28 protein-coding genes are annotated in these 25622 nt (G+C 52.3%); 12 read left to right on the top strand and 16 right to left on the bottom strand.

The genetic code is table 11. The annotated features are described in order from the left end of the window. The first annotated feature begins 192 nt into the window (after positions 1–192). Positions 193–1368, top strand: coding sequence for a formyltransferase family protein (locus BQ6873_RS08150; RefSeq protein WP_076592204.1), 1176 nt, complete (start codon positions 193–195; stop codon positions 1366–1368). Here BQ6873_RS08150 and BQ6873_RS18340 read toward each other — a convergent pair. Further along, positions 1355–1489, bottom strand: coding sequence for a hypothetical protein (locus BQ6873_RS18340; protein ID WP_269457238.1), 135 nt, complete (start codon positions 1487–1489; stop codon positions 1355–1357). The two genes, BQ6873_RS08150 and BQ6873_RS18340, sit on opposite strands and share 14 nt — an antisense overlap. A gap of 72 nt (positions 1490–1561) precedes the next feature. Between BQ6873_RS18340 and BQ6873_RS08145 the strand changes: the two genes are divergently transcribed. Then, positions 1562–2689 carry an aminotransferase class V-fold PLP-dependent enzyme gene (locus BQ6873_RS08145; RefSeq protein ID WP_076592203.1) on the top strand — a complete coding sequence of 376 codons (1128 nt, stop codon included), beginning with the start codon at positions 1562–1564 and terminating at the stop codon, positions 2687–2689. A gap of 228 nt (positions 2690–2917) precedes the next feature. On the opposite strand, the gene BQ6873_RS08140 is transcribed toward BQ6873_RS08145, so the two are convergent. The 8 genes from BQ6873_RS08140 to BQ6873_RS08105 form a co-directional block, all read right to left on the bottom strand. Next, positions 2918–3373, bottom strand: coding sequence for a GFA family protein (locus BQ6873_RS08140; protein ID WP_076594017.1), 456 nt, complete (start codon positions 3371–3373; stop codon positions 2918–2920). 63 nt (positions 3374–3436) lie between these two features. Beyond that, a complete protein-coding gene (locus tag BQ6873_RS08135; RefSeq protein ID WP_076592202.1) occupies positions 3437–3703 on the bottom strand; it encodes a hypothetical protein in 267 nt (88 codons plus the stop codon). Positions 3704–3926: 223 nt separating this feature from the next. Further along, positions 3927–4625 carry an anti-sigma factor gene (locus BQ6873_RS08130; RefSeq protein ID WP_076592201.1) on the bottom strand — a complete coding sequence of 233 codons (699 nt, stop codon included), beginning with the start codon at positions 4623–4625 and terminating at the stop codon, positions 3927–3929. Further along, positions 4622–5164, bottom strand: coding sequence for a sigma-70 family RNA polymerase sigma factor (locus BQ6873_RS08125; RefSeq protein WP_407928021.1), 543 nt, complete (start codon positions 5162–5164; stop codon positions 4622–4624). Before BQ6873_RS08125 ends, BQ6873_RS08130 begins: the two co-directional genes overlap by 4 nt. A gap of 118 nt (positions 5165–5282) precedes the next feature. Beyond that, complete coding sequence (locus BQ6873_RS08120; RefSeq protein WP_076592199.1) at positions 5283–5822, bottom strand: DUF3455 domain-containing protein; 540 nt, start codon at positions 5820–5822, stop codon at positions 5283–5285. Positions 5823–6003: 181 nt separating this feature from the next. Beyond that, positions 6004–6531: a hypothetical protein gene (locus BQ6873_RS08115; protein WP_076592198.1), complete on the bottom strand. Its 528-nt coding sequence runs from the start codon at positions 6529–6531 to the stop codon at positions 6004–6006. 52 nt (positions 6532–6583) lie between these two features. Next, entirely contained in the window at positions 6584–8209 is a 1626-nt protein-coding gene (locus BQ6873_RS08110; protein ID WP_231949301.1) for a GGDEF domain-containing protein, read from the bottom strand. Positions 8210–8412: 203 nt separating this feature from the next. Then, positions 8413–8628 (bottom strand): TIGR04438 family Trp-rich protein, encoded by a 216-nt coding sequence (locus BQ6873_RS08105; protein WP_076592196.1) that lies wholly within the window; start codon positions 8626–8628, stop codon positions 8413–8415. A gap of 155 nt (positions 8629–8783) precedes the next feature. Between BQ6873_RS08105 and BQ6873_RS08100 the strand changes: the two genes are divergently transcribed. From BQ6873_RS08100 to BQ6873_RS08060, 9 genes are all read left to right on the top strand, one after another. Then, positions 8784–9092 carry a c-type cytochrome gene (locus BQ6873_RS08100; protein ID WP_076592195.1) on the top strand — a complete coding sequence of 103 codons (309 nt, stop codon included), beginning with the start codon at positions 8784–8786 and terminating at the stop codon, positions 9090–9092. A gap of 400 nt (positions 9093–9492) precedes the next feature. After that, the gene (locus BQ6873_RS08095) at positions 9493–10668 is read left to right on the top strand and encodes a branched-chain amino acid ABC transporter substrate-binding protein (RefSeq protein ID WP_083664424.1); all 1176 of its coding nucleotides are present in this window, start codon (positions 9493–9495) and stop codon (positions 10666–10668) included. A gap of 94 nt (positions 10669–10762) precedes the next feature. Beyond that, positions 10763–11692 carry a branched-chain amino acid ABC transporter permease gene (locus BQ6873_RS08090; protein WP_076592194.1) on the top strand — a complete coding sequence of 310 codons (930 nt, stop codon included), beginning with the start codon at positions 10763–10765 and terminating at the stop codon, positions 11690–11692. Between the two features lies 1 nt (position 11693). After that, positions 11694–12860, top strand: coding sequence for a branched-chain amino acid ABC transporter permease (locus tag BQ6873_RS08085; RefSeq protein WP_076592193.1), 1167 nt, complete (start codon positions 11694–11696; stop codon positions 12858–12860). Beyond that, positions 12857–13684 (top strand): ABC transporter ATP-binding protein, encoded by an 828-nt coding sequence (locus BQ6873_RS08080; protein WP_083664423.1) that lies wholly within the window; start codon positions 12857–12859, stop codon positions 13682–13684. Before BQ6873_RS08085 ends, BQ6873_RS08080 begins: the two co-directional genes overlap by 4 nt. Next, positions 13681–14388: an ABC transporter ATP-binding protein gene (locus BQ6873_RS08075; protein WP_076592192.1), complete on the top strand. Its 708-nt coding sequence runs from the start codon at positions 13681–13683 to the stop codon at positions 14386–14388. Before BQ6873_RS08080 ends, BQ6873_RS08075 begins: the two co-directional genes overlap by 4 nt. 14 nt (positions 14389–14402) lie before the next feature. Further along, positions 14403–15701: an amidase gene (locus tag BQ6873_RS08070; protein WP_076592191.1), complete on the top strand. Its 1299-nt coding sequence runs from the start codon at positions 14403–14405 to the stop codon at positions 15699–15701. A 14-nt stretch (positions 15702–15715) separates the two neighbouring features. Further along, positions 15716–17008 carry a M20 family metallo-hydrolase gene (locus BQ6873_RS08065; protein ID WP_076592190.1) on the top strand — a complete coding sequence of 431 codons (1293 nt, stop codon included), beginning with the start codon at positions 15716–15718 and terminating at the stop codon, positions 17006–17008. Between the two features lie 57 nt (positions 17009–17065). Then, on the top strand, positions 17066–17656 hold the full coding sequence (locus BQ6873_RS08060; protein WP_076592189.1) for a helix-turn-helix domain-containing protein: 591 nt from the start codon (positions 17066–17068) through the stop codon (positions 17654–17656). 141 nt (positions 17657–17797) lie between these two features. Here BQ6873_RS08060 and BQ6873_RS08055 read toward each other — a convergent pair whose 3' ends face one another. Then, entirely contained in the window at positions 17798–18943 is a 1146-nt protein-coding gene (locus BQ6873_RS08055; protein ID WP_076592188.1) for a branched-chain amino acid ABC transporter substrate-binding protein, read from the bottom strand. 140 nt (positions 18944–19083) lie between these two features. Here BQ6873_RS08055 and BQ6873_RS08050 point away from each other — a divergent pair, with 140 nt between their 5' ends. Then, the gene (locus BQ6873_RS08050) at positions 19084–19593 is read left to right on the top strand and encodes an Lrp/AsnC family transcriptional regulator (RefSeq protein WP_076592187.1); all 510 of its coding nucleotides are present in this window, start codon (positions 19084–19086) and stop codon (positions 19591–19593) included. 72 nt (positions 19594–19665) lie between these two features. Here the strand turns inward: BQ6873_RS08050 and BQ6873_RS08045 are convergent, their stop codons facing one another. The 6 genes from BQ6873_RS08045 to folD form a co-directional block, all read right to left on the bottom strand. Then, entirely contained in the window at positions 19666–20979 is a 1314-nt protein-coding gene (locus BQ6873_RS08045; RefSeq protein WP_076592186.1) for a D-amino acid dehydrogenase, read from the bottom strand. 147 nt (positions 20980–21126) lie between these two features. After that, positions 21127–21528 carry a hypothetical protein gene (locus BQ6873_RS08040; RefSeq protein WP_076592185.1) on the bottom strand — a complete coding sequence of 134 codons (402 nt, stop codon included), beginning with the start codon at positions 21526–21528 and terminating at the stop codon, positions 21127–21129. Beyond that, positions 21525–21950: a DNA polymerase III subunit chi gene (locus BQ6873_RS08035; RefSeq protein WP_076592184.1), complete on the bottom strand. Its 426-nt coding sequence runs from the start codon at positions 21948–21950 to the stop codon at positions 21525–21527. The genes BQ6873_RS08040 and BQ6873_RS08035 overlap by 4 nt, the downstream gene beginning before the upstream one ends. A gap of 71 nt (positions 21951–22021) precedes the next feature. After that, positions 22022–22630: a glutaredoxin family protein gene (locus tag BQ6873_RS08030; RefSeq protein ID WP_076592183.1), complete on the bottom strand. Its 609-nt coding sequence runs from the start codon at positions 22628–22630 to the stop codon at positions 22022–22024. Positions 22631–22675: 45 nt separating this feature from the next. Then, entirely contained in the window at positions 22676–24751 is a 2076-nt protein-coding gene (locus tag BQ6873_RS08025; RefSeq protein WP_076592182.1) for a M3 family metallopeptidase, read from the bottom strand. Next, positions 24751–25602: a bifunctional methylenetetrahydrofolate dehydrogenase/methenyltetrahydrofolate cyclohydrolase FolD gene (gene folD, locus BQ6873_RS08020; protein ID WP_076592181.1), complete on the bottom strand. Its 852-nt coding sequence runs from the start codon at positions 25600–25602 to the stop codon at positions 24751–24753. Before folD ends, BQ6873_RS08025 begins: the two co-directional genes overlap by 1 nt. Positions 25603–25622: the final 20 nt, after the last annotated feature.

Genomic DNA, 25622 nt, shown 5'->3' with positions numbered 1-25622 from the left:
GTATTGCTTGGCCCTTTCTGGTATCCTTGCGCGCTACGTGACGTGAAATCACGAAAAAATTAAAGCGTATCCCGATGGCCTCAAAGCCCGTCACATGCCCCAACAAGGCGAGTCTGCAAAGTCAGTCGCCTCGGCATCACCGAACAGGGTTCCGCACGCCGCTTGTGTATATAAATATAGGAATAGATAAAAATGAAATGTGCATTGGTAGGATCGCGTTTCTTCGGCGCCTTGGTGTTCGAGACATTACGCAAGGAAGAAGGCATCGAATTCACAAGCGTCGTCGCTCCGTCTGAAGACGACCGTCTGGCACAAGCCGCACGCGCGGCTGGCGTTCCGCTGCATATCCTCGAGAACCCGCGCTTTGTGCCGGGCGAGGCGATTGCAGAAGGCACCGATATTATCCTCGCGGCACATACGCATGCACGCGTTAGCGACGAAGCCTTGGCACGTGCGCGTCTGGGCGGTATCGGTTATCACCCTTCGCTATTGCCTAGACATCGTGGCATTGCAGCGGTTGAGTGGACCATTCTGGAAGGCGACCCTATCGCGGGCGGTTCTATCTATCACTTGGCCGATGGTTGGGATGCAGGCGCGATTGCTGCGCAGGATTGGTGCTTTGTCGAAAAAGGTGAAAGCGCGCGCGAACTGTGGGAACGCGCACTGGCACCGATGGGCTTGCAATTGTTGAGCAAAGTCATCCATCACGCTGCCGAGCACGGCGAACTGCCAGCCTTCCAGCAAGATGCACGCTTCGCAACTAAAGCACCGATGATCCGCCGCTCTGTCGTGCTGGCAGAAGAAGTAACGTCGAACACAACCTCGCTGGTCGTTTCCATCGTCGGCACTGACCGTCACGGCATCGTTCGCTCACTGGCTGAACGTGCACAGCGTTACGGCGCCAACTGGGCCGCCAGCCGCATGACTAGACTGGCTGGAGAATTTGCCGGTATGGTGCACTTTGAGGTGCCACGTGAGAATGCAGATGCACTGACCAACGCGCTGCGCGGACTGGAATCCAGCGGCTTGCAAGTCGTTGTTGCGAAGAGCGATGGTGCTAACGTATCCGATTCAATCAAGAGCGTTGAACTCGAACTGGTTGGCGACGATCAGGTCGGCATCGTCAGCAATCTGACCAAAATCCTGGCAGAGCGCAATATCAGCATCGAAAGCATACATACCGAAATCGTGCGCAGCGGCGTGTCCGGCAAGCAAACATTCAAGGTTGGCGCGCACTTGTTGATTCCTGGCAAATTGTCTATGGATGACCTGCGACAAGAACTCGGCGCGCTGGCGCACGAGATGATCGTCGATATCGCGCTGGGCGAAAAACCAGCGCCTGAAGCGCAAAGCCTTAAGTCGGCTTGATCGCAACAGCTGCCCGCAGCAAGAAACGTCCAAATGCACCAAAACGGACATTCCAGCGGGCATTCTTGGCGTAATCCAGAGTTGGTAAGCCAACTCTGGTAAAATCTCGGGTTTTCGGCATTTCTGTGCCTTTTGTGGCCTGCCCAAGCAAATCTTGGCCAGGCCGAATTTCTTTATTATTTCTGGAGCAAACGTGCCAGGTCTATTACCAAACGTCGATCCCGACGGCCTTCTTGAATACTCCGTCGTCTATACCGATCGCGCGATTAATCATATGTCTAAACGCTTTCAAGGCGTGATGAATGACATTTCCAAAACATTAAAACAGGTCTACAAGGCGCAATCAGCCGTTGTTATGCCTGGTAGCGGTACTTTTGGTATGGAAGCAGTTGCGCGCCAGTTCGCGACCAACAATCCTTGCCTGATCCTCCGCAACGGCTGGTTCAGCTACCGCTGGACTCAGATTCTGGACGCCGGCAACATTCCTTCCTCGACTACCGTGCTGAAAGCACGTCAGTTGGAAGATGCCGCACAGTCACCTTTTGCACCTGCACCGATAGCTGAAGTCGTCGCTACCATCAAGGCGACCAAACCTGCAGTGGTGTTTGCTCCACATGTGGAAACCGCTTCCGGCATCATGTTGCCAGATGACTACATGCGCCAAGTCTCCGACGCTGTGCATGAAGTGGGCGGCTTGTTCGTACTGGATTGCATCGCCTCCGGCACCATGTGGGTTGATATGCAAGCGACCGGCGTTGACGTGTTGATCAGCGCACCGCAAAAAGGCTGGAGCGCTTCCGCAGGTTGTGCCTTCATCATGTTGAGCGCACGCGCACGTGAAAAAATCGATTCGACCCAAAGCACCAGCTTCGCTTGCGATTTGCGCAAGTGGTTGCAGATCATGGAATCGTACGAGCAAGGCAACGTCGCTTACCACACCACCATGCCTACGGACGCATTGACGGTCCTGCGCGGTGTGATGGAAGAGACTGCAGCCTACGGCTTCGACAAAGTTCGTGCCGAGCAACAAGAGTTGGGCGACAAAGTGCGCGCGTTGCTGGTCTCAAAAGGATACAAGAGTGTTGCGGCAGAAGGCTTCCAAGCTCCAGGCGTGGTCGTCAGCTACACCAACGATGACGGCATACAATCTTCCAAGAAATTCGTGGAAGCCGGCTTGCAAACTGCCGCTGGCGTGCCATTGCAATGCGATGAGCGTCCTGACTTCAAGACCTTCCGCGTTGGTCTGTTTGGCTTGGACAAGCTGCACAACATCGAACGTACAGTAGCAAATCTGTCCAAAGCTTTGGACACGATGGTTTAAAAACTCTTGCAGCAATGAAGAGACAATGCGTGATGACCTGAAAAGGCATCACGCATTTTATTTATATGGTCTGGATTAACCTAGGCAGTTCGCATATCTATTACTGATGTTCCAGAGCCAGCGGCACCTGTGATCAGAATATGCATGAGCTGTAAAAATTTAGACGGATCCTGTCGCAGGGTTGAGTGGCTGCTATTTATCGAAAGCAGACATATATTGCGTCAACAATCAGTTTTCATGTGCCGTCGGGTTAGCCTCGTAACGAAGCCAACCGGCAATCAAAGGTCCGCCTTCAGCGCGATCCTTAGGGTGTGTTCTGCCTTCATTGACAGGCACTTCCGCAAAGTCAAAAGGACTCATTCCTTCAATGCACGCAACATTAACGCCGTATTGGTGCGGCGCAGAGCGCCGTTGATGAAAGGTGTAAATGCCGCAGCGTGAACAGAAGTAATGTTTGGCTTCACCAGTATTGAACTGGTAAAGCGTGAGTGCCTCTTTGCCCTGCAACACTTTGATGTCATCCAAGTTGGCAGATACCGCCACCGCACCACGCATGCGGCAATAGGAGCAATTGCACCTACGGACCGTTCGCAAGCCATCGGTTAGCAGTACGGTAAAGCGCACAGTGCCACAGTGGCAAGCAGCATGGTAGACGGGACGGTTATCAATAGTATCGTCAGTCATATGTGCGTAATCGATGTCTGCTTTTGCCAATAAAGAACTATTAATCTCTGACACTAATCAAAATTAAGCCTTGAGGCCTTTGATCAAAATTTCTGCAGTCACTTCGTTTAGATCAATACCGCGTTCTTTTGCCAGTGTCTGCAATTGCTGAATTAAATCGCTGTTGAGTTTGACTGCAAATGGCACCAGTCCCAATGCTTGATCGCGCTTGCGCTGTTCACGACGGTCTATCACTACTGGCGCGCCGCTGCCAAAACTTGCTCCGCCGGGTGCTGCTATTTTGCCCATCAGTTTTTTGGCGTCGCTCTTTGCCATTCCGGTCTTTTTCATGATTTGTGTACTCGTGAGTGAAACCACGCATTCTACGCAGTGTGTGGAATGTTACGGACACTTAAAATCGGTAAATGCGCTTTAGCGCGCACCGATAGCGTGTTCGCTATCGATTCAGCACGCTTATTTGTCACATACACAATGTAGAGGACAGATTCTGGAGCACGTTGAGTGTGTAACGAGTCAGAATCTGTTTCTCTAACCGACATGAGTCGGCGTGTTGTCATGTCGTTTTGACGGCTCTACCGATGAAGAGGATAGGTCCGGTTGGTTTGCCTGTAGGCGATCCTGTATCCGGTTCCAAGGTGATTTCAAACAATTGGTTCGCTTGTAGCGGTGGCAATTTATCCAAGGTGAGTTGGAGCGATTTTCCTGGTTGTACCAAGCCTAGTGATACCGGTTTGGTCCAGCCTTCGCCCTTGGTCCAGAATTGCAATGCTTTTTGATTTGGCACGTCGACGGTGCGTAATGGTGTGAGCGTGATCTGACGATCAAGGCTGGCTTGTACGATCCAGCCAGGCGTCTGTTGTTGCGGCTCGACCAGCACTACCATGAACGTTGGTGCGGGTATCGGTGGACGGATCGCAAGCATCGTACCGAGAATGACGGCAGCGGCAACACCGCTCGCGGCCAGGCCGCGCCAGAAACGGAGATCATTCCACCAGCGCGACCAATTAGCTTGTGCTGCCGCAGATGGACGACGCAGATCTTTCAGAATACGCGGCCACAATTGCGGCGAGGGTTCTTCTGTCTCAGCTAGCGAGCTTAATGGCAACAGGCGTTGTTCCCATGCGTCGATGGCACTGCGTAGCACAGGCTCGTGTGGCAGGCGCTGTTCAACTTCTTTGCGTTTTGCGGCAGCCAATGTGCCCAGCACATATTCACCGGCTAGCTCTTGCAATTCGTCGAATGACTCGTTCATCCCATGCACTCCCGCAATGCGGCCAAACCACGTTTGACCCATGCTTTGACTGACCCTAGCGGCGCATTCAGACGTTGCGCGATTTCGCTGTGGCTGCAACCATCGACGTACGCGCACAAGATGCTATTGCGCTTCGCACTGTCGAGGTGGGACAAGCAGTCATGTAACTGCCCCAGGCTGGAATTCAATTCGAATTGGTCAGCGACCAATTCGCCATTTTCGTATTGCAGTGTTTCTATCGACTCTTCGTCTGCGTATGTTTCGCGATCACGATCACGCACCATGTTCAAGGCTTGATGACGCACCACGCTGTATATCCAACCTCGACCTGTACCGCGCTTGGCATCGAAGCTGGCAGCTTTGTTCCAGATATTGACGAATGCATCGTGCACGACATCTTCGGCAAGATGACGCTGCCGGACGATGCGTAATGCAACGCCGAGCAGATGTCTGCTGTCTTGCAGATAAATGCTTTTCAGCGCTTGCTGATCGCCCCGTGCGCAAGCACTGAGAGCAGCGTCATAGTCGAAGGAGTTCAAGTCGGCAGGCAAAATTGTCGGCAGCCTTTAAGTAATTGGGATGGACCGGAGCCATTGATTACCAATTAATTATACTGAGACATTTCACCCACCGATACCTTCGGCTGACTTTACTTGCTTAAGCGGCTTTCCAGAAAATATAGTCGGCCTGATATTTAACAATGACCTTGCTGTCGAGATTGGCTGCGCTACAAGCCAATGCAGGCGCAACACCACCTTTAGTTGCCACGCGTTGGATGTATGTCACACCGCTCATAGCACCACTACCGACAGCTGGATTGGCTTTAACCAGTTGTAGTGGAATATGACCTGTGCCGGCTGGCGCAACCGCGACCTGAGTAGCGGTTACTTTTGAACCGTCATTGCTTTCCCACGTTGCTGGAGGGCCGTAATATTTGCCGACTGCGTTGCCACTACGATCGGACAGAATCGCATCTGGCCCGACAAACACCCATTCAAACTGACCTGCCATATCCTTCTTGACGCGGCATTGATAAGTGATATCGCCAGCACCAACGGTTTGCATCGCAACACGGTGGCCAGACGGGACTTGAACCGATGCTGGTAATGTTTCCTGCGAATACATAGGGGTAGTCGAGCAGGCAGACAGTAATACAGCGGCGGAAGCGATTGCGACGGCTGAAATGGAAGCGTTCATGATGGTTTCCTTAGAGTAGTTAAAGGTGATCAGCTTGAAGTACCCAATGAATGGATATCTATGCACTGATACTGGTACTACCCGCCGGATGCCAATTTGGATGCAGTGAGATGAAAATAATTTTTAAATATGAAAATTTCCACCTGATTTCCGCAGGAGGAACATGAGTCGCGGCAGATCGCTAGTCGGTCTTGATCTCTTTCAAACTCAATCTATCCAGCAGATAGACCGCTTTGGCGGGTTTGCTGGGGCAGCAAAACGGCTCATGGTCACGATATTCCTTGGTGTCGAATTCGATGCGACCATCTGTATAACGCAAATGGTTAAAGTCGACTGAGCGCCATGCCTTGCCACCGACCGGTACTGCAGCAATCAGTCTGTAGCGTGGGCGTTGCGTCTTGCTACCTGGTGTATTGCTTCGTTTGAAAGCAGCGAGATAGTTAAAGTATTCATTGCCACCGTCGAAATATGACAGCGTGAACGAGACCAGTGCATAGTCATCCGGCGCACCATCATCCAGACTGACGGTGCGTAATAGGCGAGGGCTGCTGGCAACCGTATCGTTATCCGACAGGATGGCGATCAAGGATTTGACTGCGCTGCCCAATGCTGGCGGCAAGTTGGCCTTGGTTTGAGCAAAAACCAGCAAGGGCGAGGTCAGAAGTACGAGTGTGAGTAAGAGACGTCTGATGAAATAGGATGTTGGCACTGGCTTGCCTTATTGTTTGCACTTGCTCCACAGCCTGCACAAGCAGTGCTTGTTATGAGGCGCTTACTTCTTTGTTGATGCTGGTTGACTCTGTGGGAGGAGTGCTATTTTCATCTTCAAAGAAAAGGAATTTTCCTTTTCCTCCATGTTTGGCCTGATACATCGCGATGTCGGCTTTTTCCATCAGAACAGATGGTGCGATGGCTGCTCCTGTGTGTAGAGCGATGCCGATTGATATGCCTAAGGTAAACGATTTTCCATCCACATCAAAGGGTGCACTGATCGCGCTCAGACATTGTTGGGCAACATGACTGGCAGCGGTGCGCGCATCGCTGAGGCCGCTCAGCAAGATGATAAATTCATCGCCGCCTAAACGGGCGACCGTATCAACGCGCCGCCGATCAACTGACAAGCGCGTAGCGACCTGGCGCAATATATCGTCTCCGACATCGTGCCCATGTTGATCGTTGATGATCTTGAAGCCATCCAGATCGCAAAACAACAAGGCGACTTGCACATTATCGCGTTCCGCGCGTGCCAGTGCCTGGTGCACGTGATCTTCCAGCATGACGCGGTTGTATAGGCCTGTTAAAGAGTCGTGATGCGCCATGAACTTCAAGCGTGCTTCGCTGGCCTTGAGTGCAGCTTCTTCTCTTCTTAATTTGGCTACCAGAAAGTTAAAGCCGCGCACGAGTTTTCCTACTTCGTCTTCGCGCTCCACCGGTAAAGCTGTCAGCCTGGCCTTGCCATCAGCCATATTGTGTATTGCGCGTGATGCGTCAGTCAGTGGGCGCAAAATGCGCGACAGCATTACCAGCAGCGCGACAAGTATGCTGATGGATAAAATCGCATTGGCTTTTAGAATGAATTCACGCAGTGCAGTAACGGGTTGAAAAGCCTCTGCTGTCGGCATGCGCGCAACCACGAACCATCCCGAACTTGGCACAGACGCCATGGCAGACAGTTCTTGGACTCCCTTGGCATTGATCGTTACACCAGAACCACGATAGCCCAGCATGGCGCGGTCATGCAGCAGATTGACGCCGATAGGTGGCGTCGGCTTCATGATCATGTTGGGATCGCTGGCTGCGACAAATAATTTATCTGCAGGTGAAACCAGCAAGAAACCGCCAGTAGCGCCGAGCGTTGCCTTTTGCAGATGATCGAGAAAGCCAGGTGCATTCAGTGAGGCAATGCCAGCTAACACAGCGATGATTTTCCCCTCTTCATCGTGAACCGGCGCTGAGAAAACGATAGCGGGATTGTTGTGTTCAAACGATGGGCGACCCATGACCGCTTTGTTGTCTCGTACGGTGTTCTTGAACCAGTCTGTTGCTGCAAAGTCCATGCGGTCATGATCTGTTGAGGCAGGCGCTGCGGCTAAAAGACCATAGCCATCAGGTTTGATGACAAGTAATCCACCATCGAAGATGGGATTGATACGTTGTCGTTGATTAAGCCAGCTATTCAATTCATTCGGCTGACTTGTCAATGCAGGCGGCAGGTCGGCGGCAAAGCTTTCTACCAGTGACAGACGTGAAGCCAGATTATGGTCAATATCTTGCGCAATATAGGATGCGACAGACATTTGCTGTGTTGCTGCCAAAGCTTGTACGCGTTCCTCAATCAGTGGAACGGCAAAAAAATGACGTACCAGTATGCCGACAACGAGCAGCACAACACCGAGTGCAATGATTCGAAACTTTATGCTCTGGAGATTCAACATCAGGCAGTCACATCAGTTTTTTTGAAAACTATTATCGTGGATGAGAGAGCAGCAAATGATCTCGCACTGAATGGGCAGACGTTTTTTATAGATTACAGACGCTTGTATTTTCAGGCTGGTATTGGTTTTCAGCAAGCATTTAAAGGTGGTGTGGGCTATTTGAACGTTTTTTTGATACGTTCCTTGCGTGCTTTTTCGAGTTGTTCATGTGCTTTGCGTTTATCGAGCCCGAGCATGCGCTCGATGAATTCAAACCAGATAAAGGCAACGGCGATGAGGCCGACGATCCACCACCATGAGATATCGGCGAGCGGTCCAACTTCAAAATATTTCAAGACCGTTAGCAATACGATCACGATAATGAGCGGCATGTTTCCTCCTTGACGACGCAGCATATTGTGAAAAATAGTAACGGTCAATTACAGTTGTCAACCTGGATGCTATGTATACGTTGTATCGGTACAGCGCAATGTCTCGTGTAGGTGAAACACGGTAGAATAGCGGCGATCAATCCTTGGAGAAAAGCATGAAACGTTCCTTGTTGGTGTGTTTGTTTCTGGCTGCCGGCGTGTCCAATGTCGCGATGGCAAATGCCGATTTGGCGAAGGCAAAGAACTGTATGGCTTGCCATTCGGTGACGAATAAAGTGCTGGGTCCTTCCTTTAAAGATGTCGCAGCTAAGTACGCCGGTCAAAAAGGCGCGGAAGACAAGCTGGTACAGAAAGTATTGAAAGGCGGTAGCGGCGCATGGGGAACCGTGCCGATGCCAGCCAATGCACAAGTAAGCGAAGCGGAAGCTCGTACGCTCGTTACATGGATCATGACGCTGAAATAGTCAGCTTGTGATTGCAAGAAAAAAGCGCCGGTAGGCGCTTTTTTTTCGTCTATTTTCTGACCAAGTAGCGTGATTGCCTTGAGTTGTCAGGCCTCGTTAACTAGGTAGTGTTCTGGTTGTGGCATTGTCTTTCCGCCTTCGGATGCTCCCGCATTCGGTGCAAGATCTCGCCATTTCGGCGCATGAACTTGTGTCATTTCCATCTTTTTCCTGGCTGTTGTTACGTCTTTACCACAGTCCATTTCGCCTTTTCTCTATATAGAGACTCACTCTTCAATTTCCGATTGGCACGGTTGTTGCTGAATGTGATTCAAGGTACTTGAATATGTAGGTTTTTGTTGTTACTGTCATTCAAGCAACTTGAATTGTTCCCGTCGACCCATACTCCAAGGAGAAAAAAGTGAGCAAGACTAATACAGTATTAAAGGCTGCAGCATTATGTGCCGCCGTGGGCATGAGTTTGCTGAGCATGCAGGCATCGGCTAAAGATGTCGTGAAAATTGCATTTGTAGGTCCGTTGACTGGTGGCGTCTCCTCCATTGGCCTCGGTGGGCGCAATTCTGCTGATCTGGCGGTGCGTTTGCGCAACGCTGATCCAAAAGCCAAATATACCTATGAACTGGTCACGCAGGATGATGAATGTCGTCCTAACGTTGGCGTACAGGTAGCGACCAAAATCGCTGCTGACAAAAGCATCATCGCTGGCGTAACGCATTTCTGCTCGGCGGTTGCGATGGGTACGGTCGGTGTTTATAACCGCTTCGGTTTGCCAGTCGTCGTGTGGGGCGCAGTACTGCCAGAAATCACTTACGGTAATAACTTCAAGGAAGTACATCGCGTCAATGGCACGATGATTAACCAAAGTGAAGTTGCGGCCAAGTTCATGATTGCGCAAGGCTACAAGAAGTGGGCGATCATTCATGACACCACCGATTACGGCAAAGGTCACAACAAGTACTTCTCCGAATTCGTCAAAAAGAATGGCGGCACCGTGCTGGCAACATTCGGCGTGACTGCAGACCAGCAGGATTTCAGCACCGAACTGACCAAAATCCGCGAACTGAAACCTGAAGTCGTGTACTTCGGCGGCCTGACACCACTGGGCGTACGTATCCGTACTCAAATGGAAAAACTGGGCATCAAGGCACAGTTTGAAGGTACTTCCGGCATCAAATCAGACGCGTATATCCAAGGCGTAGGCGAGAAGCTGGCTGAAGGATCACTGTCCTTCATCGAAGGCGCACCATGGGAAAAAATTCCTGGTGGTTTGTACTTCACTGCAAAGTACCAATTGCAAAAATACAGCGAACCACCTGAAGCCTACGGTCCATTCGCTTTCGCGGCTGCCAACCTGATCATGGATGCAGTTGAAAAAGTCGGTCCGGATCGCAAGAAGGTACGCGATGTACTGAACCAAACCAAAGATGCTGACACGCTGATCGGTAAAGTGACTTTCGATGATCATCGTCAAAACATCGTGCCGCTGGTAACCAAGTACGTGGTTCAAGATGGCAAGTGGGTGATCTGGGAAGACAGCATCTACGCTACCGGTAAACGCAAATTGTCCGGTCTGTAATACAGATACGAAGCAAATGTAAAGCAGACACGATCTGTTGCAGGCTGGCTCATGGCCACGCCTGCAACACGATAGACATGAAGTGGAGAAAGCGATGAGTGAAATCGGTCAATATATATTCAACGGACTGATGCTAGGCATGATTTACGCCATGGTTGCAGTTGGTTTTACCTTGTTTTTCGGCGTACTCGATGTCATCAAGTTTTCGCATGGCGATACTTTGATGGTCGGCGCTTTTGCAGGCCTGACGGCCTCGACCGGGGTCTTGATGCTGGATATCGGCTCACCCTGGATACGTTTGATAGCAGTAGTGCTGAGTGCGGTATGTGTGACCGGACTATTGGGCGCTGCGATTGCCAAATTCCTGATTCTGCCTTTGCACAAGGCCCCGCCGCTCAACACCTTGTTGGCGACGCTGATGCTGGGCACCGTGATGCGCGAGTCTGTGCGTCTGTTCTATCCCGATGGTTCGAACTCCAAACCATTCCCGTCTTTACTGCCTACAGGCTCGATTGATTTTGCCGGCTTTGCCTTGCGTGCAGATAACGTGATTCTGCTGCTCAGCGGTCTGGCGATTATTGCAGGCGTTCACTTTTTGATTACACGCACACGCCTCGGTATGGCGATACGTGCGGTAGCGCAGGATGGTGAAACTGCACGTCTGATGGGTATCAATTTTGAAGCAGTAGTCTTACTGACCTTTGCACTCGGTTCCGGCATGGCGGCATTGGCTGGTGTGATGAACGGTTTGTATTACAACGAAATCAATTTCAACGTCGGTTTGCTGTTGGGCGTGATTGGTTTCTCGGCTGCGATTCTCGGTGGCCTCGGCAATATTTACGGCGCGATTCTGGGCGGCTTCCTGTTCGCCGGATTGCAGGTGTTTGGTAGCGCGATGCTGCCGGCACTGATACCGGATATTCCAAGTGCATACAAAGACGTCTTTGCATTTGCCGTTGTCATCATTGTGATGGCCTGGAAACCAACCGGGCTGATTGCCGAAAAATCAAGCGAGCGAGTCTGATATGAGCGACAACAAATTGAAAACACATTCAGCCAAGCTAGTACTGGCTTTGGCGACCTTGCTGGTGACCGCTTACATGTGGTTGTTCCTGCATGCGGAATCACAAGTAGCGATCGGTGTATTGATCGTGGTTGCATTGGCTTTGGTCATGATAGGGAAAAAGCTGGGCACTACGCAGCAGATCGAACAGGCAGCGGCCAGCCGTCCCGGTTTGGCGCGCATCTGGACTGTGGTTGGTCTGTTGGCACTGGTGGCTGCGTTTTACGATAGTCACTTTGTACTGATGATGATTTGCGCAGTCTTGCTGTACTCGACTGCTTGCATGGGTTTGACCTTGCAATTCGGTTTTGCTGGTGTGGCTAACTTTGCGGGCGCAGCTTTCTTCGGTATCGGTAGTTACACCACAGCGGTGCTGGCGACGCATACCGGTTTGCCGCAGTTGGCGAATATTGCGATCTCGGGTGTGGTTGCGGCAATCATCGGCTCGGTGCTGATCCTGCCGGTGCTGCGTACACGTGGTCACTATGCAGCGTTGGTTACGATTGCTTTTGGCATCCTGTTCAAGACCTTTATTGAAGTCAACGATGTACTCGGTGGACCGCAAGGTTTGCAAGTGCCGGGCATGCAGTTGTTCGGTCATGCTTTCAATGAGGGCTTCTCGCTGTTTGGTATCGAGTTCTCGTTCTACGTCTCTTATGTTCTGTTGAGTTTGGTGATCTGCGCCAGCGCTTTCGTGCTGATCAAGGCGCTGGAACGTTCGTGGGTAGGCTTGAGCATGGACGTGGTGCGTACCGACGAAACCGCAGCGGCTACTTTCGGCTTGCATATCGCACGTTGGAAGGTGATCGCTTTCACCATGGGTAATTTGTTTGCAGGTATTGCCGGTAGCGTGTACGGCATGATGGTGGGCTTTATCGCGCCGAATAACTTTACCTTCTCCGATTCCTTGTTGATGTTGTCTATCGTGATTCTCGGTGGTCTCGGTAATCCTGTCGGTTTGATTCCAGCTGCGATTATCGTTTTGATGCTGCCCGAAAAACTCCAGTTCATTCAGGAATATCGCGTGTTGTTGTACGCAGCATTGGTGATCGCCATTCTGCTGTTCCGTCCAGATGGTTTATTGCCACGCAAGACACGCCTGTTCTTTAGTAGAAAGGGTGCGCAATGAACGCAGAAAACACGACATTCATGAATCCTGAATCTGGCACAGCCGTGAACACTCAATTAGTTGCAGTCTCCGATCTGACGATGCGCTTCGGCGGTCTGACGGCATTGGATAAACTCAATATGCACATCAATGAAGGTGAAGTGCTGGGTTTGCTGGGGCCGAATGGTTCGGGCAAAACCACCTTCTTCAATGTCCTGACTGGTTTGTACAAGGCTAGCAGCGGCTCCATCATTTATAACGGGCAGGAAGTCATCGGTCAGACGCCGCAAGAGATTTATCGCAGCGGTGTGGCGCGTACTTTCCAACGTTCGCGTCTGTCATTGCCACTGACAGTGTTCGACAACATCGTCATCGGCGATTACCAGCACATGCAGCACGGACTGTTTTTCAATCTGTTCCGTCGTAAGGCTTTCCGTGCTGAATACGATGCTTACGTTGCCAAGGTCGAAGCCTTGCTCAATATCTTCAGCCCACCTTTAGTGGCACGCATGTTCGAGCCGGTGGAAACCTTCACCATGATTGACCGACGTCGGATCGAAGTCTGTCGTGCCTTGTTGAGTGGCCCGCGTTTGTTATTGCTGGATGAACCTTCGGCCGGTATGACGCACGATGAAACTGAAGCCTTGATGGACGATATTTTGCAGGTGCGCAGCAAGCTGGCGAATCTGACCGTCGTACTGATCGAACATGAAATGAATGTCATCGAACGGATTACCAATCGTTGCATCGTGTTCAATTACGGCAAAAAAATTGCCGAAGGTACGTACGCAGAAATCACTGCCGACCCCAATGTGCAAACCGCTTATCTTGGAGAAGCAGAATGAGCAACCTGACCGTCAAGGGACTCACCACCGGATACGACAAGGTGAATGTATTACACGACGTTTCCATCGAAGTGGCGCCAGGCAAGATCACTTGCATACTCGGTGCCAACGGTGCAGGCAAGAGCACGCTGATTCGTTCGATATTGGGTTTGACGCCACCACGCCAGGGCGAAATTTTGTGGGGTGGGCGCAATCTTGCCGGTGAAAAAACGCACTCGATTATCGCCAGCGGCATCTCGTGCATACCGGAAGGCCGTAAGGTTTTTCCGCGTATGAGCGTGGCAGAAAATCTGGCGCTCGGTGCCTTCCTGGAAACCAACGGCGCAGTGGTACGCGAACGTTTGGCGCGCGTGTATGAAATTTTCCCAAGACTGAAAGAACGCGCAGCACAACTGGCCGGCACCATGTCGGGTGGCGAGCAGGCGATGGTATCTATCGGTCGCGGTTTGATGGCTGAGCCGAAGTTGCTGGTGATTGATGAACCTTCGCTAGGTTTGTCGCCGCTCTACGTCAAAGAAAACTTCAAGGTCATCAAGCAGATCAATGCAATGGGCATCACGGTGCTGCTGGTGGAACAGAACGCACGGCAGACACTGGCGATTTCACACTATGGCTACGTACTGTCGCAAGGCCGCGTGATGGCGCAAGGCACGGCAGAAGCACTCTCTAGTAACGACGACGTACGCTCTGCTTACTTCGGTTAAATGGAAAAAGCTGCATGAAAGATTACGCAAGTTCGTCCCTGAAGGAGCTCGCTGCCTGTATCGCGCGTCGTGAAGTGTCGGTGGAAATGGTGGCGCGTGCCGGTATCGCACATATTGAAGAATATGAACCGGCAGTGCACGCATGGCAGCATTTCGATGCGGCACACGTGATTGAACAGGCGCGCAGCCTTGATGCGCAACCGCATGCCGGTTTGTTGTACGGCTTGCCGATAGGCGTCAAGGATTTGATGGATACGGCAGATATGCCGACCACTTATGGTTCACCGATTTACAGCAACTATCGACCATTGCTGGATGCAGCTTGCGTTGCCGGTACCCGCAGCGCAGGTGCGGTGGTGATGGGTAAAACGGTCACGACAGAGTTCGCTACTTTCCGTCCTGGCCCGACGCGTAATCCTCATGGAGCAGCCGATCATACGCCGGGCGGTTCATCCAGCGGTTCGGCAGCAGCAGTTGCATCCGGCATGGTGCCGGCAGCTTTTGGTACGCAAACGGCAGGATCTATCGTCCGGCCTGCGGCGTATTGTGGGGTGGTCGGCTACAAGCCGACCTTCGGCACTTTGTCCTTGGCCGGTATCAAATCATTGGCGCCTAGTCTGGATACTGTCGGCGTATTGACGCGTAGCGTGGACGACGCAGCTTTCTTTATCGGTGCGCTGGCGCGTTTGCCTTTGTCATCGATGCTGTCGTCGGATGCTGCGGCACCGCGCTTGCGTATCGGTATTTGCCGTACTGCACATTGGGATAGAGCCAGTGTTGGTGCACGCGAAAAACTGGAGCAGGCGGCGCGCTTGCTGGAACGCGCTGGTGCCATCATCAGTGATGTCGATTTGCCGGCACCTTGCGCTGGTTTGACCGACGCACAAATTCGCATCATGGGTTATGAGGCAGCGGCGGCATTTGCATCTGAAGCACGTACCAGTCCAGATGGTTTCAGCGATGCCTTTGCAGCTTTGCTGGAAGCAGGTAGAGCCATCGATGGTCCTGCGTATGTCGCAGCACAGACCTTGGCTGCGGCATCGCGCCAAATGGTCGCTGGCGTGTTTGAAACGGTAGACATACTGCTCTCGCCAAGTACAGAAGGTGAAGCGCCAGCAGGACTGGCTGCTACCGGCGATCCGATTTTCAATCGCATGTGGTCGCTGCTCGGCAATCCATGCGTGCACGTACCGCTGGGAAATGGCCCGGGCGGCATGCCACTGGGCGTCACTCTTACGGGGCCGCGTTGGAGTGATGCGCGCGCACTGGCGGCAGCACATTTACTCGAGCGCACTTTTGCCTCGATCAACTGAACAGGAACACCAACATGACTGAGAATCAAACGGCTACTTCATCTACTGCTGCAGAGAATGCACAAGATCACGTTAATAGCGCACGCCTGCAAGATGCGATTGCTGCATTGGCGGCTTTTGGCGGACGTGACGATGGCGGTGTCGCGCGTGAAACATTGACGGACATTGATTTGGCATCACGTCGTCATCTGATCGATACCGCGCGCGCCTTGGGCTGCGAAGTGGAGATCGACGATTGCGCCAATCTGTTTTTCCGTCGTCCCGGCACGACAGATTTACCACCAGTGCTGACTGGTAGTCATGCCGATACACAACCGGTCGGCGGCAAGCTGGATGGCGCGTATGGAGTATTGGCCGGATTGGAAGTGATCTCTGCCTTGAACGATGCTGGTATTTCTACGCGTCGTGCGATTGAAGTGGTGGCATGGACGAATGAAGAGGGTAGTCGCTTCGGTCCCGGTGCGATGGGATCGAGTGCTTTTGTCGATCCATCCCGTTTGCCTGCTTATCGCGCAGTGAAAGATAGCGACAACATTACATTTGGCGAAGCAGTTGATAAGGCCTTGCAACAAGCAAAGGATGTCACGCATAGAGAGCTCGCGCTGCCTATCGCTTCTTGTGTGGAATTGCATATCGAGCAAGGTCCGGTATTGGAACGTGCGAATGCAGCCTTGGGCGTTGTAACCGGCATCCAAAGCGTGCGCTGGTATCGTGTGTCATGCACTGGTATGGCAGCGCATGCAGGCACTACGCCTATGGATGAGCGTAGCGATGCGATGAAGGCAGCAGTCACGATAGCCCATCAGTTGTATGCGCATGCCGCGGCAGAAGCGGCCAGTAATTTACGCCTCACTTTGGGGCGCTGGCAGGTCGGTCCGAATTCCGTCAATACGATTCCGGGCAATGTCGATTTCACGATCGACGTGCGTTGCGTCGATGCCGAAGTGTTGGAACGGTTTGAGAAGTTTTTACAACAGATTGTTGCTGCCTATACATGGCGTGGCAACATTGCTTTTGAATGCTTCTTCTCGCGTCCGCCTACGCATTTCCCGGAAGATATGCTGACGCTGATAGAGCGCGCTTGCGTGCGTGCCGGTCATCTGGCCCAGCGTGGCGATCCGCAACATTTGACCTCAGGTGCCTTCCACGATGCGATGTATCTGGCCGAACATTGCCCGACGGCGATGATTTTTGTGCCAAGCAAGGGCGGAATCAGTCACAATGCCGCCGAGGAAACCGCGCCGGAAGATTTGTATTTAGGCGTGCAGGCACTTGCTTATACGGTAGTGGAGTTGGCCAACCGTTAAGTTGCATCGATGCCTGATGTTCGAGAGTGCCATTTTTAACGGGTAGAGAAAGTGAAGATGAAACGCGATTCTGTTGCAAGCATCGAATCTGTCGACAAGAAGGCGTCGGTATCCAGTCTCGGCGTGCGTCTGCGTCATACACGTCTGGTGGCAGGCTTGACGCTGATACAACTGGCGAAAAAGGCTGAGTGTTCCGAGAGCTTGATTTCCAAGATCGAGCGTGGCTCGGCGACACCGTCGCTGGCGATGTTGCACAGATTGGCCATGGCGCTGGATACAAATATATCGACGCTGATGTCGGAAGAAGCGGTGGTGGTTGGCCCGATCTTGCGTGAGGGTGAGCGGCCGGTGATTAAAACGGGCGGCATCTCGATGGAGCGTCTGGTGTTGCCGACGCGTGGTGGCTTGCTGCAGGCCAATATTCACATCGTGGAACCAGGTGCAGCCAGCGATGGCCAGATCGAACACACAGGTGAAGAAGTCGGCTATGTGCTGGAAGGTATGTTGGAGTTGAACCTCGGAGACGAGAGCTACAAACTGGGACCGGGCGACGCTTTCACTTTTTCGAGTAGCGTGCCGCATGGCTACAGAAATATTGGAAAAGTCGTTGCAAAAGTATTGTGGGTCAATTCACCTGCCACGTTTTAGTTTCAAGCTGTTTGATGCTTGTAGCAAAAATAAAAAAGCACCTTTGTGGTGCTTTTTTATCGACCGCATTGCATATCATGCAGCCATAAAAAAACCGCCCGGTTTTGACCTCGGGCGGTTTGTCTTGGAAGCAAGTACCACTTACTTCACGACGGCCAGTTCTTCACGTTTGCCACCGCGATAGGTGTACAAGGTCAGCGTGCCATCCTTGATATCACCCTTGGCATCGAACGCGATATTGCCGGTCACGCCTGGGTAATTGATCTTGGCCAGCTCAGGCAGATACTTGGCTGAGTCCCATGACTTTGCTTTTTGCATCGCATCGATGACGGCATACGTCGCATCGTAAGCATAGGCTGCGGTGTAGATCACATCGATGCCATAACGCTTCTTGTAAGCAGCGCGGAATTTATCCATACCTGATTTCTTGGAATCTTCCACGCCACCGGCTTCCGCGCAGTAGACATTGTTTTCACCGAGGCCAGCACCTGCGAGGCCAGGCAGCGAACCGGTACAGATACCGTCACCGCCCATGAACTTGGCATTGATGCCGAGTTGTTTCATTTGGCGCAGCATAGGGCCGCCGACTGCATCCATGCCACCAAAGAAAATGATGTCAGGTTTCTTCGCCTTGATCGAAGTCAGGATCGCGTTGAAGTCAGTTGCCTTGTTATTGGTGTACTGGCTGGCGACGACGGTGCCGCCGGCAGATTTGACGCCCTTGGCAAATTCTTCTGCCACGCCTTGGCCGTAAGCGGTACGGTCATCGATCACGGCGACATTTTTACCGCCCAGGGTTTTGACTGCATATTGACCCAGTACGCGGCCCAGTTGTGCGTCATTGGCTACCACGCGGAAAGCGGTTTTGAAGCCTTGCTGCGTGTACTTTGGACTGGTGGAAGAAGGCGAGATTTGTACGATGCCCGCGTCAGCGTAGATTTTTGAAGCAGGGATGGTGGCACCGGAATTCAGGTGACCGATCACGACGGCGACATTGGCATCGACCAGTTTAGTGGCAGCAGCAGTCGCTTGTTTAGGATCAGCAGCATCGTCTTCCGGCATGTATTGCAGTTTGACCTTCTTGCCGTTGATCACCACGCCTTTGGCATTGAGTTCTTCGACTGCCAGGCGCGCGCCGTTTTCATTGTCTTTACCCATGTGCGCGTCAGTACCAGTGATCGGACCGACGTGGCCGATCTTGACGATTTGTTCCTGCGCAAACGCACTGCCGGCGAGCGCGAATACGATTGCGCCAGCCAATGGAATCATTTTGGTCCTGAACTGCATATATTTTCTCCTGAGGATTGTAAAAATACAGAGTAGCTGCAACACTGGGCACGCCTGTCTTTCAAGACAATGACCTTACAACATAAGAAAATGCGACGCAAAGCGTTTTTGTGTAATTTTCGAGGTTCACACGATTTTATATGAGCAAACTTCATACCCTGGACAAAGTTGACCGCAAGTTGCTGAACTTGCTGCAAAAGGATAACCAGACGCCGACGCGCACCTTGGCGGACAAAGTGCATATCTCGCAACCGACCTGTTTACGCCGTATTCGCGATATGCGCGATGCGGGCATTATCAGCGCAGATGTGGCGATGATAGACCCGTTTGCGCTGGGTTACGGTATGTTGGCGTTTCTGGAAGTGTCTTTGGGGAATCAATCCGATGAACACATGCAGGAATTTGAAGTGCGCATGGGCAAGGAATCAGAAGTGATGCAGTGCTACTTCGTATCAGGCGATTACGATTACTTCCTGGTGGTGCACGTGGTCGATATGGATGCGTATTATCAATTTGTTCGCCGGGCGATTTCCGGTTCCGGCAATGTGCGCCATTTTCAATCGCGCTTCCCGATGAAGCGAGCGAAATTCGATACGCGGATCGCCTTCGACGAGAAGTCGGCAGAGGTGCAGGTACGCATCAAAAAATAAGACGGAATTTTTCAGACAATAAAAAACGCTGCGTGTGATTCACACGCAGCGTTTTTTTATGGGACATGCTGTTTAAGCAGGGGAGAGCGTAGTTACTATCTGCTTGGAAGGACGATATGGCATGCCGGTGAATTTGAAATCCAGATCCGGTTGACGTCCCGAAACGATATCCGCCAAAGCACGACCCGAACCGCAACCCATGGTCCAACCGAGTGTGCCGTGACCGGTATTCAGGAACAGATTGCTGAACTTGGTTTTGCCAATGTAAGGCACGTTCGATGGCGTCAATGGGCGCAAGCCGGTCCAGTAAACCGGATTCTCATAATCGCAGGCGCCTGGGAACAGTTCTTTGGTACGACGCGTGATCGCTTCGCAGCGTGCGGTATTGAGTTCACGCGTATAGCCGTTCAACTCGCAAGTACCTGCCACGCGCAAACGATCACCGAGGCGCGATACTACCAATTTATAGCCGTCATCCGTCAGGGATACTGTCGGTGCGGCTGCTGGGTCGGTCACTTTGTAAGTGGCCGAATAACCTTTGCCAGGATAGATCATCAGGTCTATGCCTAGCGGACGAACCAGTTCTGCCGAGAAGCTACCCATCGCCATCACATAAGCGTCGGCATGCAGCACTTGGTGACGACCATCTGGGCCGATGACTTCGACGCCGGTGATCTTCGCATTCGCGCCACTGCCTTCGGTCAACAAACGCGTGACGGAAGTGTTGTACTGGAAGTTGACGCCGGCTTCTGCCGCTTTGGCGGCCAGGCCGCTGGTGAATTTATAGACGTCGCCCGATTCATCGGTAGCAGTAAAGTCACCACCAACGATTTTGTCGCGGATGCTGGCCAGTGCTGGTTCGATACGGACGACTTCATCAGCGCCGATAGAGTCACGTGGGCAGCCGAGGTCGCGCATCAATTTTGCCGCAGGCAGGGAATCGTCAAATTCTTTTTGATCGGTATAGAAGTGCAAGATGCCACTGGTCAACTGATCGTAGTTGATGCCGGTTTCTGCGCGTACTGCTTGCAGGGTTTGGCGGCTGTATTCGCAGATGGCAACGATTTGGCGGATATTGTCGGCGGTGCGTCCCGGCGTGCATTCACGCAGGAAGTTGAGTGCCCATTTCCATTGCAGCCATTCAGGACGGAAGCGATACAGCAGAGGCGCATCTTCCTTGCCCAGCCATTTCAGGACTTTCATTGGTGCGGCCGGATTGGCCCAAGGCTCTGCGTGCGAGACGGAAATCTGACAGCCGTTGGCAAAGCTGGTTTCTTGCGCGGCGCCGGGTTGGCGTTCGATCACGGTAACTTCGTGCCCCGACTTGTTCAAAAACCATGCGGACGAGGTACCGATAATGCCCGAACCCAATACAATTACTTTCATCACAATCTCCAGCCATTTAGTGTTGTCCAATGGCTAAATTGTAGAAAGTTATTTGTTTTTTAGGCGTTCATAATCGACGTAATTTTTTTCTTGTAAAAACAAATGAAATCTTACTTTGTTTAAAAAACAAAGAATTTAAGAATAAATTTATTTATTTGAAAAATGAAGTTTGTCCACTTCTTGCGCCACGGCATCGCTAATGGCTTCGGCCAGAGTTTGATGCAAATCCTGCTTGATTCCCTCTGCGGCTAGCTGCATTACTTGCGCGAGATTGTCCTTGATGCGTTGTTCCAGCACCGGTTCGATGCGTTCCAGCAGTTGTGTGAGCACACGCTCACTCACCTTTTGTTCCAGACGCGACCATTCTTCATCAAGCCAGCCGTCTATCGGTTGGTGCGCTGCCGGGCTGGTGCTGGTTTCTGCTGCATGCGCATGGATTGCGTCATCCGCTTCCTTTGAGTCTTCGGCGACAGGCGCGACGCGTGGCGGTGTTTGTATGACTTCCGTCAGTACGGGAATGCCGAAATCTTGCGAGGATGAGTTACTCATGTAGGTTCAGCCACAAAATGAGTGAGCGGATAACCGCGCTGTTTATAGAAACTGTAGCGCTCACGTCCGGCCGACTTGTCCGCATCGTCGGAGGAAATAACCTCAAACATACGCTCGAAACGCGCGAAGTGCGCTGGCGAGGTGTCCGATAGATTGATCAGGATTTGCGTATGGGGCGACTCCATCGTCTGATCTGCTGTGAGCAGGATAGGCGTTTGCGCTGCCAGTGCATCACCCAGCATTACATGCGGCAGGAAGTCCTGTTCGGAAAACGCCCAGAGCGCTTCATCCAGCTCGGCCAGTTGTGCTTTATCCTGCACCAGGATCACGATCTGGAAATTGGCATTACGTGCCTTGCGAGCCAGACGGCATGCATAAGCGATTTTGTTCGGCACGTTGCTGTGAAAGTCGATACGGGTCATGGCAAATTTTCAAAAACGAACTATCAAGAGAAGCGCAGAGCTGTATAGCACGCAGATTCGTATTACAGAATTCAGAAACGGAAGCCTGGCGGCGCATTGCCGGCAGCCGGCAGGCTGTCGCTAGGCGTTTCATGGTTTTGCACGGTGCTGGCTTTTTGCTCGACGGCTTTTTTCGGTGCTGCAGCCTGAGGCGCAGGATTGCGATAACTGCTCGGCAGTTGGCTGCTTTCCGGATAAGACGCGGCGCTCAGCATCGTATTCCAGGATTCAGTTTCAAAGCCGGATTGTTTATTGCGTCCTACCGTTAAAAACGGCAATTGCTTGTCGCCGCCAACTTGCTGCAGGCGTGCGATATCGTCATTGTTGTTTACAGTTTTTTCCGTAAACGGAATGCCGCGTGCATTTAATAAACTGCGTGCGCTATCGCAAGCGCTGCAATTGGCTGTGGTGTACAGCGTGACGGGATTGGCTTTGACGGCTGCGGCCAATTCAAATGGCAGGCCGGAGCCGACGGGGCCGGATGAAGAAAGATTTTTCTCTTCCACTTTTTTGATGGAAGAGGGCGGTGGCGTATCGCTGTACGACACTTTGCCATCCGGGGCTACCCATTTGTAGAGCTGCGCATGCGCGTTTGCTGAAACCAGCAAGGAGAGCAAGAGCCAGGACAACCCGTTTTTCATTTCATCGTCTCCGTCGTATAACGTTTTCGCCCTTGCGAAAGTTCGTCAGGCTGCCATGCCGCTGTGACGCAGCAAGGCATCGATAGTTGGTTCACGACCGCGGAAAGCCTTGAACGAATCGATCGCAGGACGCGAACCACCCATCGCCAGAATCTCACGCAAGAAACGTGCGCCGGTATCGCTGGACAAGACATTGCCGCTCGCTTTACCTGCTTCTTCGAATGCACCGTAGGCATCAGCAGACAAGACTTCTGCCCATTTGTAGCTATAGTAACCGGCTGCATAGCCGCCAGCGAATATATGCGAAAACGAATGCTGGAAGCGATTGAAAGGTGGCGGCGTCATGACCGAGACTTGTGCGCGCACTTCATTCAAGACGTCTTGCACGGTTTTGCTGCCGTCTGGATTGTAGTCGTAATGCAGGTGCATATCGAATAGCGAGAATTCCACCTGACGCAAGGTTTGCAGACCGGATTGGAAATTCTTGGCGGCGATCATCTTGTCGTACAACGCGCGCGGCAAGGCAGCACCGGTGTCCGCGTGTGCCGTCATGTGCTCCAGCACATCCCATTCCCAGCAGAAGTTTTCCAGGAATTGCGAAGGCAGTTCGACTGCATCCCATTCCACGCCAGAGATGCCAGACACGCCCAGTTCTTCGACGCGCGTCAGCATGTGGTGCAAGCCGTGACCGAATTCATGGAATAGCGTGATGACTTCATCATGTGTGAACAGCGACGGTTTGGTCTGGCCGTTGACGACTGCCGGTTCGGTGAAGTTGCAGGTCAGGTAGGCAATCGGTGTTTGTATGCCGTCCTTGCCTTCGGCAATGCGACGACGACCGCGTGCGTCGTCCATCCATGCACCGCCGCGTTTGCCTTGGCGTGCGTACAGATCGAGATAGAACTGACCAACCAAAGCGCCGTCTTTTTCAATGCGGAAGAATTTCACATCCGGATGCCAGACTGGTGCGTCATCGGGTTTGATAGAAACCGAAAATAAGGTCTCTACAGTGCGGAATAAACCAGCGGTGACTTTTGGTTCTGGAAAGTATTGCTTCACTTCCTGTTCGGAAAACGCATAGCGTTGTTCGCGCAGTTTTTCCGAAGCGTAGGTGGTGTCCCAGGCTTCCAGCTTTTCGATGCCGAGTTCTTTTTGCGCAAAGCTGCGCAGTTCTGCCAAATCTTTTTCGGCAAATGGACGCGCGCGTTTTGCCAGATCCTGCAGGAAGCTGATGACTTGATCCGGCGTCTGCGCCATTTTCGATACCAATGAAACCTCGGCGAAGTTCTTGTAGCCGAGCATCTTGGCTTCTTCATTACGCAGTTTCAGGATGTCGACGATATTTTGCGTATTGTCCCATTCCGGATGACCGCCGAGCTCAGAGGCCTTGGTCGCATTGGCGCGATAAATCGTTTCGCGCAGATTGCGGTTGTCGGCGTATTGCAGTACCGGGAAGTAGGATGGGAAATGCAGCGTGAACTTGTAGCCAGACTTCTCATCCTTCTCGGCTGCAGCGCGCGCAGCTTGCTTGGCATCGTCCGGCAGGCCGGACAATTTCGCTTCGTCCTCTATATACAAGGCGTAATCATTAGTCGCATCGAGGATGTTTTCGGAAAACTTGGTCGTCAATGCAGCGTGCTTTTCCTGGATCTCGGCGAAGCGCGGTTTATCTTCTTCTGCCAATTCAGCACCGCCGAGGCGGAAATCGCGCACGGCGTTTTCGATGATCTTCTTACGCGCAACCGAGAAGCTGGCGTAATCCGGGCCCAGTTGCAGTGCTTTGTATTTAGTGAAGAGCGTCAGATTTTGTGCCAAGCCAGTCCAGAACTCGGTGATCTTCGGCTGATTCTCGTTATACGCAGCGCGCAGTTCCGGCGTATCGACAACGGAATTCAAATGACTGACGATGCCCCAAGCCCGGCTGAGTTTTTCCGTTGCGTTCTCTAACGGTTCGACAAAATTTTCCCATGTGACTTGCGCGGTCGGTGCTTCGAGTTCAGTGACGACAGTGCGGCACTGGTCGAGCAGGCTGTCGATGGCGGAGCCGATGTACTCGGGCTTGATCGCATCGAATTGTGGGAGGTCGGAAAAATCCAGCAGTGGGTTCAGGGCAATATTCATCAGTTGGTTTCTCTCTCTGCTGCTTCTATGGTGTTAACCAGAAGCATGGTGATAGTCATAGGACCGACGCCGCCGGGGACTGGAGTAATGTGGCTGGCAACTTCCTTGATATTCGGGAAGTCGACATCGCCGCACAGCTTGCCGTTGTCGTCGCGGTTGATGCCGACATCGATCACGATGGCACCGGGTTTGATCATGTCTGCAGTCAGGGTGTTGCGGCGGCCGGTGGCGGCTACAACGACATCGGCCTGACGTGTGTGATAAGCAAGATCCGCGGTTCCACTATGACAGATGGTGACGGTTGCGTTAGCTTGCAAGAGCAATAATGCCATCGGTTTGCCGACGGTATTGCTGCGGCCGATGACGACGGCGTGCTTGCCAGCTAGTTTGAAACCGGTGCTTTCGATCAACTTCATGCAACCGTAAGGCGTGCAAGGGCGGAAGCCGGGTAGGCCAGTCAATAATTCGCCTGCACTTAATACGGAGTAACCATCGACGTCCTTGCGCGGGGAAATCGCTTCAATCACTTTATTCGGATCGATATGTTTGGGCAAAGGCATTTGCACCAGGATGCCGTGGATCTTAGGATCAGCGTTCAGCGCAGCGATACGCGCCAGCAGGGCCGCTTCCGTCATGTCCGCCTCATATTTCTCCATCAGCGAATACAGGCCATTGTCTTCGCAAGCCTTGACCTTGTTACGTACATACACTTGGGAAGCCGGATCGGCACCGACCAGGATCACAGCCAAGCCAGGTTGCTTGCCTTTGGCAGTCAGCGCGGCGGCGCGGACGGCGACGTCTTTGCGTAGTTGTTGAGAAAGCAAATTTCCATCGATGATTTGAGCGGTCATGAGTTAAATGTAGGTGATTG

Origin of the sequence: Herminiimonas arsenitoxidans (genome assembly GCF_900130075.1) — a bacterium.
GTDB lineage: Bacteria > Pseudomonadota > Gammaproteobacteria > Burkholderiales > Burkholderiaceae_D > Oxalicibacterium > Oxalicibacterium arsenitoxidans.
The sequence above is the reverse complement of the archived record's forward strand: the minus strand, read 5'-3'. Positions and strand labels throughout refer to the sequence as shown.

Bases quoted from the DNA above. Each gene is read 5' to 3' on its own strand.
- BQ6873_RS08150 (WP_076592204.1), top strand. From the start codon at position 193: ATGAAATGTGCATTGGTAGGATCGCGTTTCTTCGGCGCCTTGGTGTTC.
- BQ6873_RS18340 (WP_269457238.1), bottom strand. From the start codon at position 1,489: ATGCCGAAAACCCGAGATTTTACCAGAGTTGGCTTACCAACTCTGGAT.
- BQ6873_RS08140 (WP_076594017.1), bottom strand. From the start codon at position 3,373: ATGACTGACGATACTATTGATAACCGTCCCGTCTACCATGCTGCTTGC.
- BQ6873_RS08135 (WP_076592202.1), bottom strand. From the start codon at position 3,703: ATGAAAAAGACCGGAATGGCAAAGAGCGACGCCAAAAAACTGATGGGC.
- BQ6873_RS08130 (WP_076592201.1), bottom strand. From the start codon at position 4,625: ATGAACGAGTCATTCGACGAATTGCAAGAGCTAGCCGGTGAATATGTG.
- BQ6873_RS08120 (WP_076592199.1), bottom strand. From the start codon at position 5,822: ATGAACGCTTCCATTTCAGCCGTCGCAATCGCTTCCGCCGCTGTATTA.
- BQ6873_RS08105 (WP_076592196.1), bottom strand. From the start codon at position 8,628: ATGCCGCTCATTATCGTGATCGTATTGCTAACGGTCTTGAAATATTTT.
- BQ6873_RS08100 (WP_076592195.1), top strand. From the start codon at position 8,784: ATGAAACGTTCCTTGTTGGTGTGTTTGTTTCTGGCTGCCGGCGTGTCC.
- BQ6873_RS08090 (WP_076592194.1), top strand. From the start codon at position 10,763: ATGAGTGAAATCGGTCAATATATATTCAACGGACTGATGCTAGGCATG.
- BQ6873_RS08085 (WP_076592193.1), top strand. From the start codon at position 11,694: ATGAGCGACAACAAATTGAAAACACATTCAGCCAAGCTAGTACTGGCT.
- BQ6873_RS08080 (WP_083664423.1), top strand. From the start codon at position 12,857: ATGAACGCAGAAAACACGACATTCATGAATCCTGAATCTGGCACAGCC.
- BQ6873_RS08075 (WP_076592192.1), top strand. From the start codon at position 13,681: ATGAGCAACCTGACCGTCAAGGGACTCACCACCGGATACGACAAGGTG.
- BQ6873_RS08070 (WP_076592191.1), top strand. From the start codon at position 14,403: ATGAAAGATTACGCAAGTTCGTCCCTGAAGGAGCTCGCTGCCTGTATC.
- BQ6873_RS08065 (WP_076592190.1), top strand. From the start codon at position 15,716: ATGACTGAGAATCAAACGGCTACTTCATCTACTGCTGCAGAGAATGCA.
- BQ6873_RS08060 (WP_076592189.1), top strand. From the start codon at position 17,066: ATGAAACGCGATTCTGTTGCAAGCATCGAATCTGTCGACAAGAAGGCG.
- BQ6873_RS08055 (WP_076592188.1), bottom strand. From the start codon at position 18,943: ATGCAGTTCAGGACCAAAATGATTCCATTGGCTGGCGCAATCGTATTC.
- BQ6873_RS08050 (WP_076592187.1), top strand. From the start codon at position 19,084: ATGAGCAAACTTCATACCCTGGACAAAGTTGACCGCAAGTTGCTGAAC.
- BQ6873_RS08045 (WP_076592186.1), bottom strand. From the start codon at position 20,979: ATGAAAGTAATTGTATTGGGTTCGGGCATTATCGGTACCTCGTCCGCA.
- BQ6873_RS08040 (WP_076592185.1), bottom strand. From the start codon at position 21,528: ATGAGTAACTCATCCTCGCAAGATTTCGGCATTCCCGTACTGACGGAA.
- BQ6873_RS08035 (WP_076592184.1), bottom strand. From the start codon at position 21,950: ATGACCCGTATCGACTTTCACAGCAACGTGCCGAACAAAATCGCTTAT.
- BQ6873_RS08030 (WP_076592183.1), bottom strand. From the start codon at position 22,630: ATGAAAAACGGGTTGTCCTGGCTCTTGCTCTCCTTGCTGGTTTCAGCA.
- BQ6873_RS08025 (WP_076592182.1), bottom strand. From the start codon at position 24,751: ATGAATATTGCCCTGAACCCACTGCTGGATTTTTCCGACCTCCCACAA.
- folD (WP_076592181.1), bottom strand. From the start codon at position 25,602: ATGACCGCTCAAATCATCGATGGAAATTTGCTTTCTCAACAACTACGC.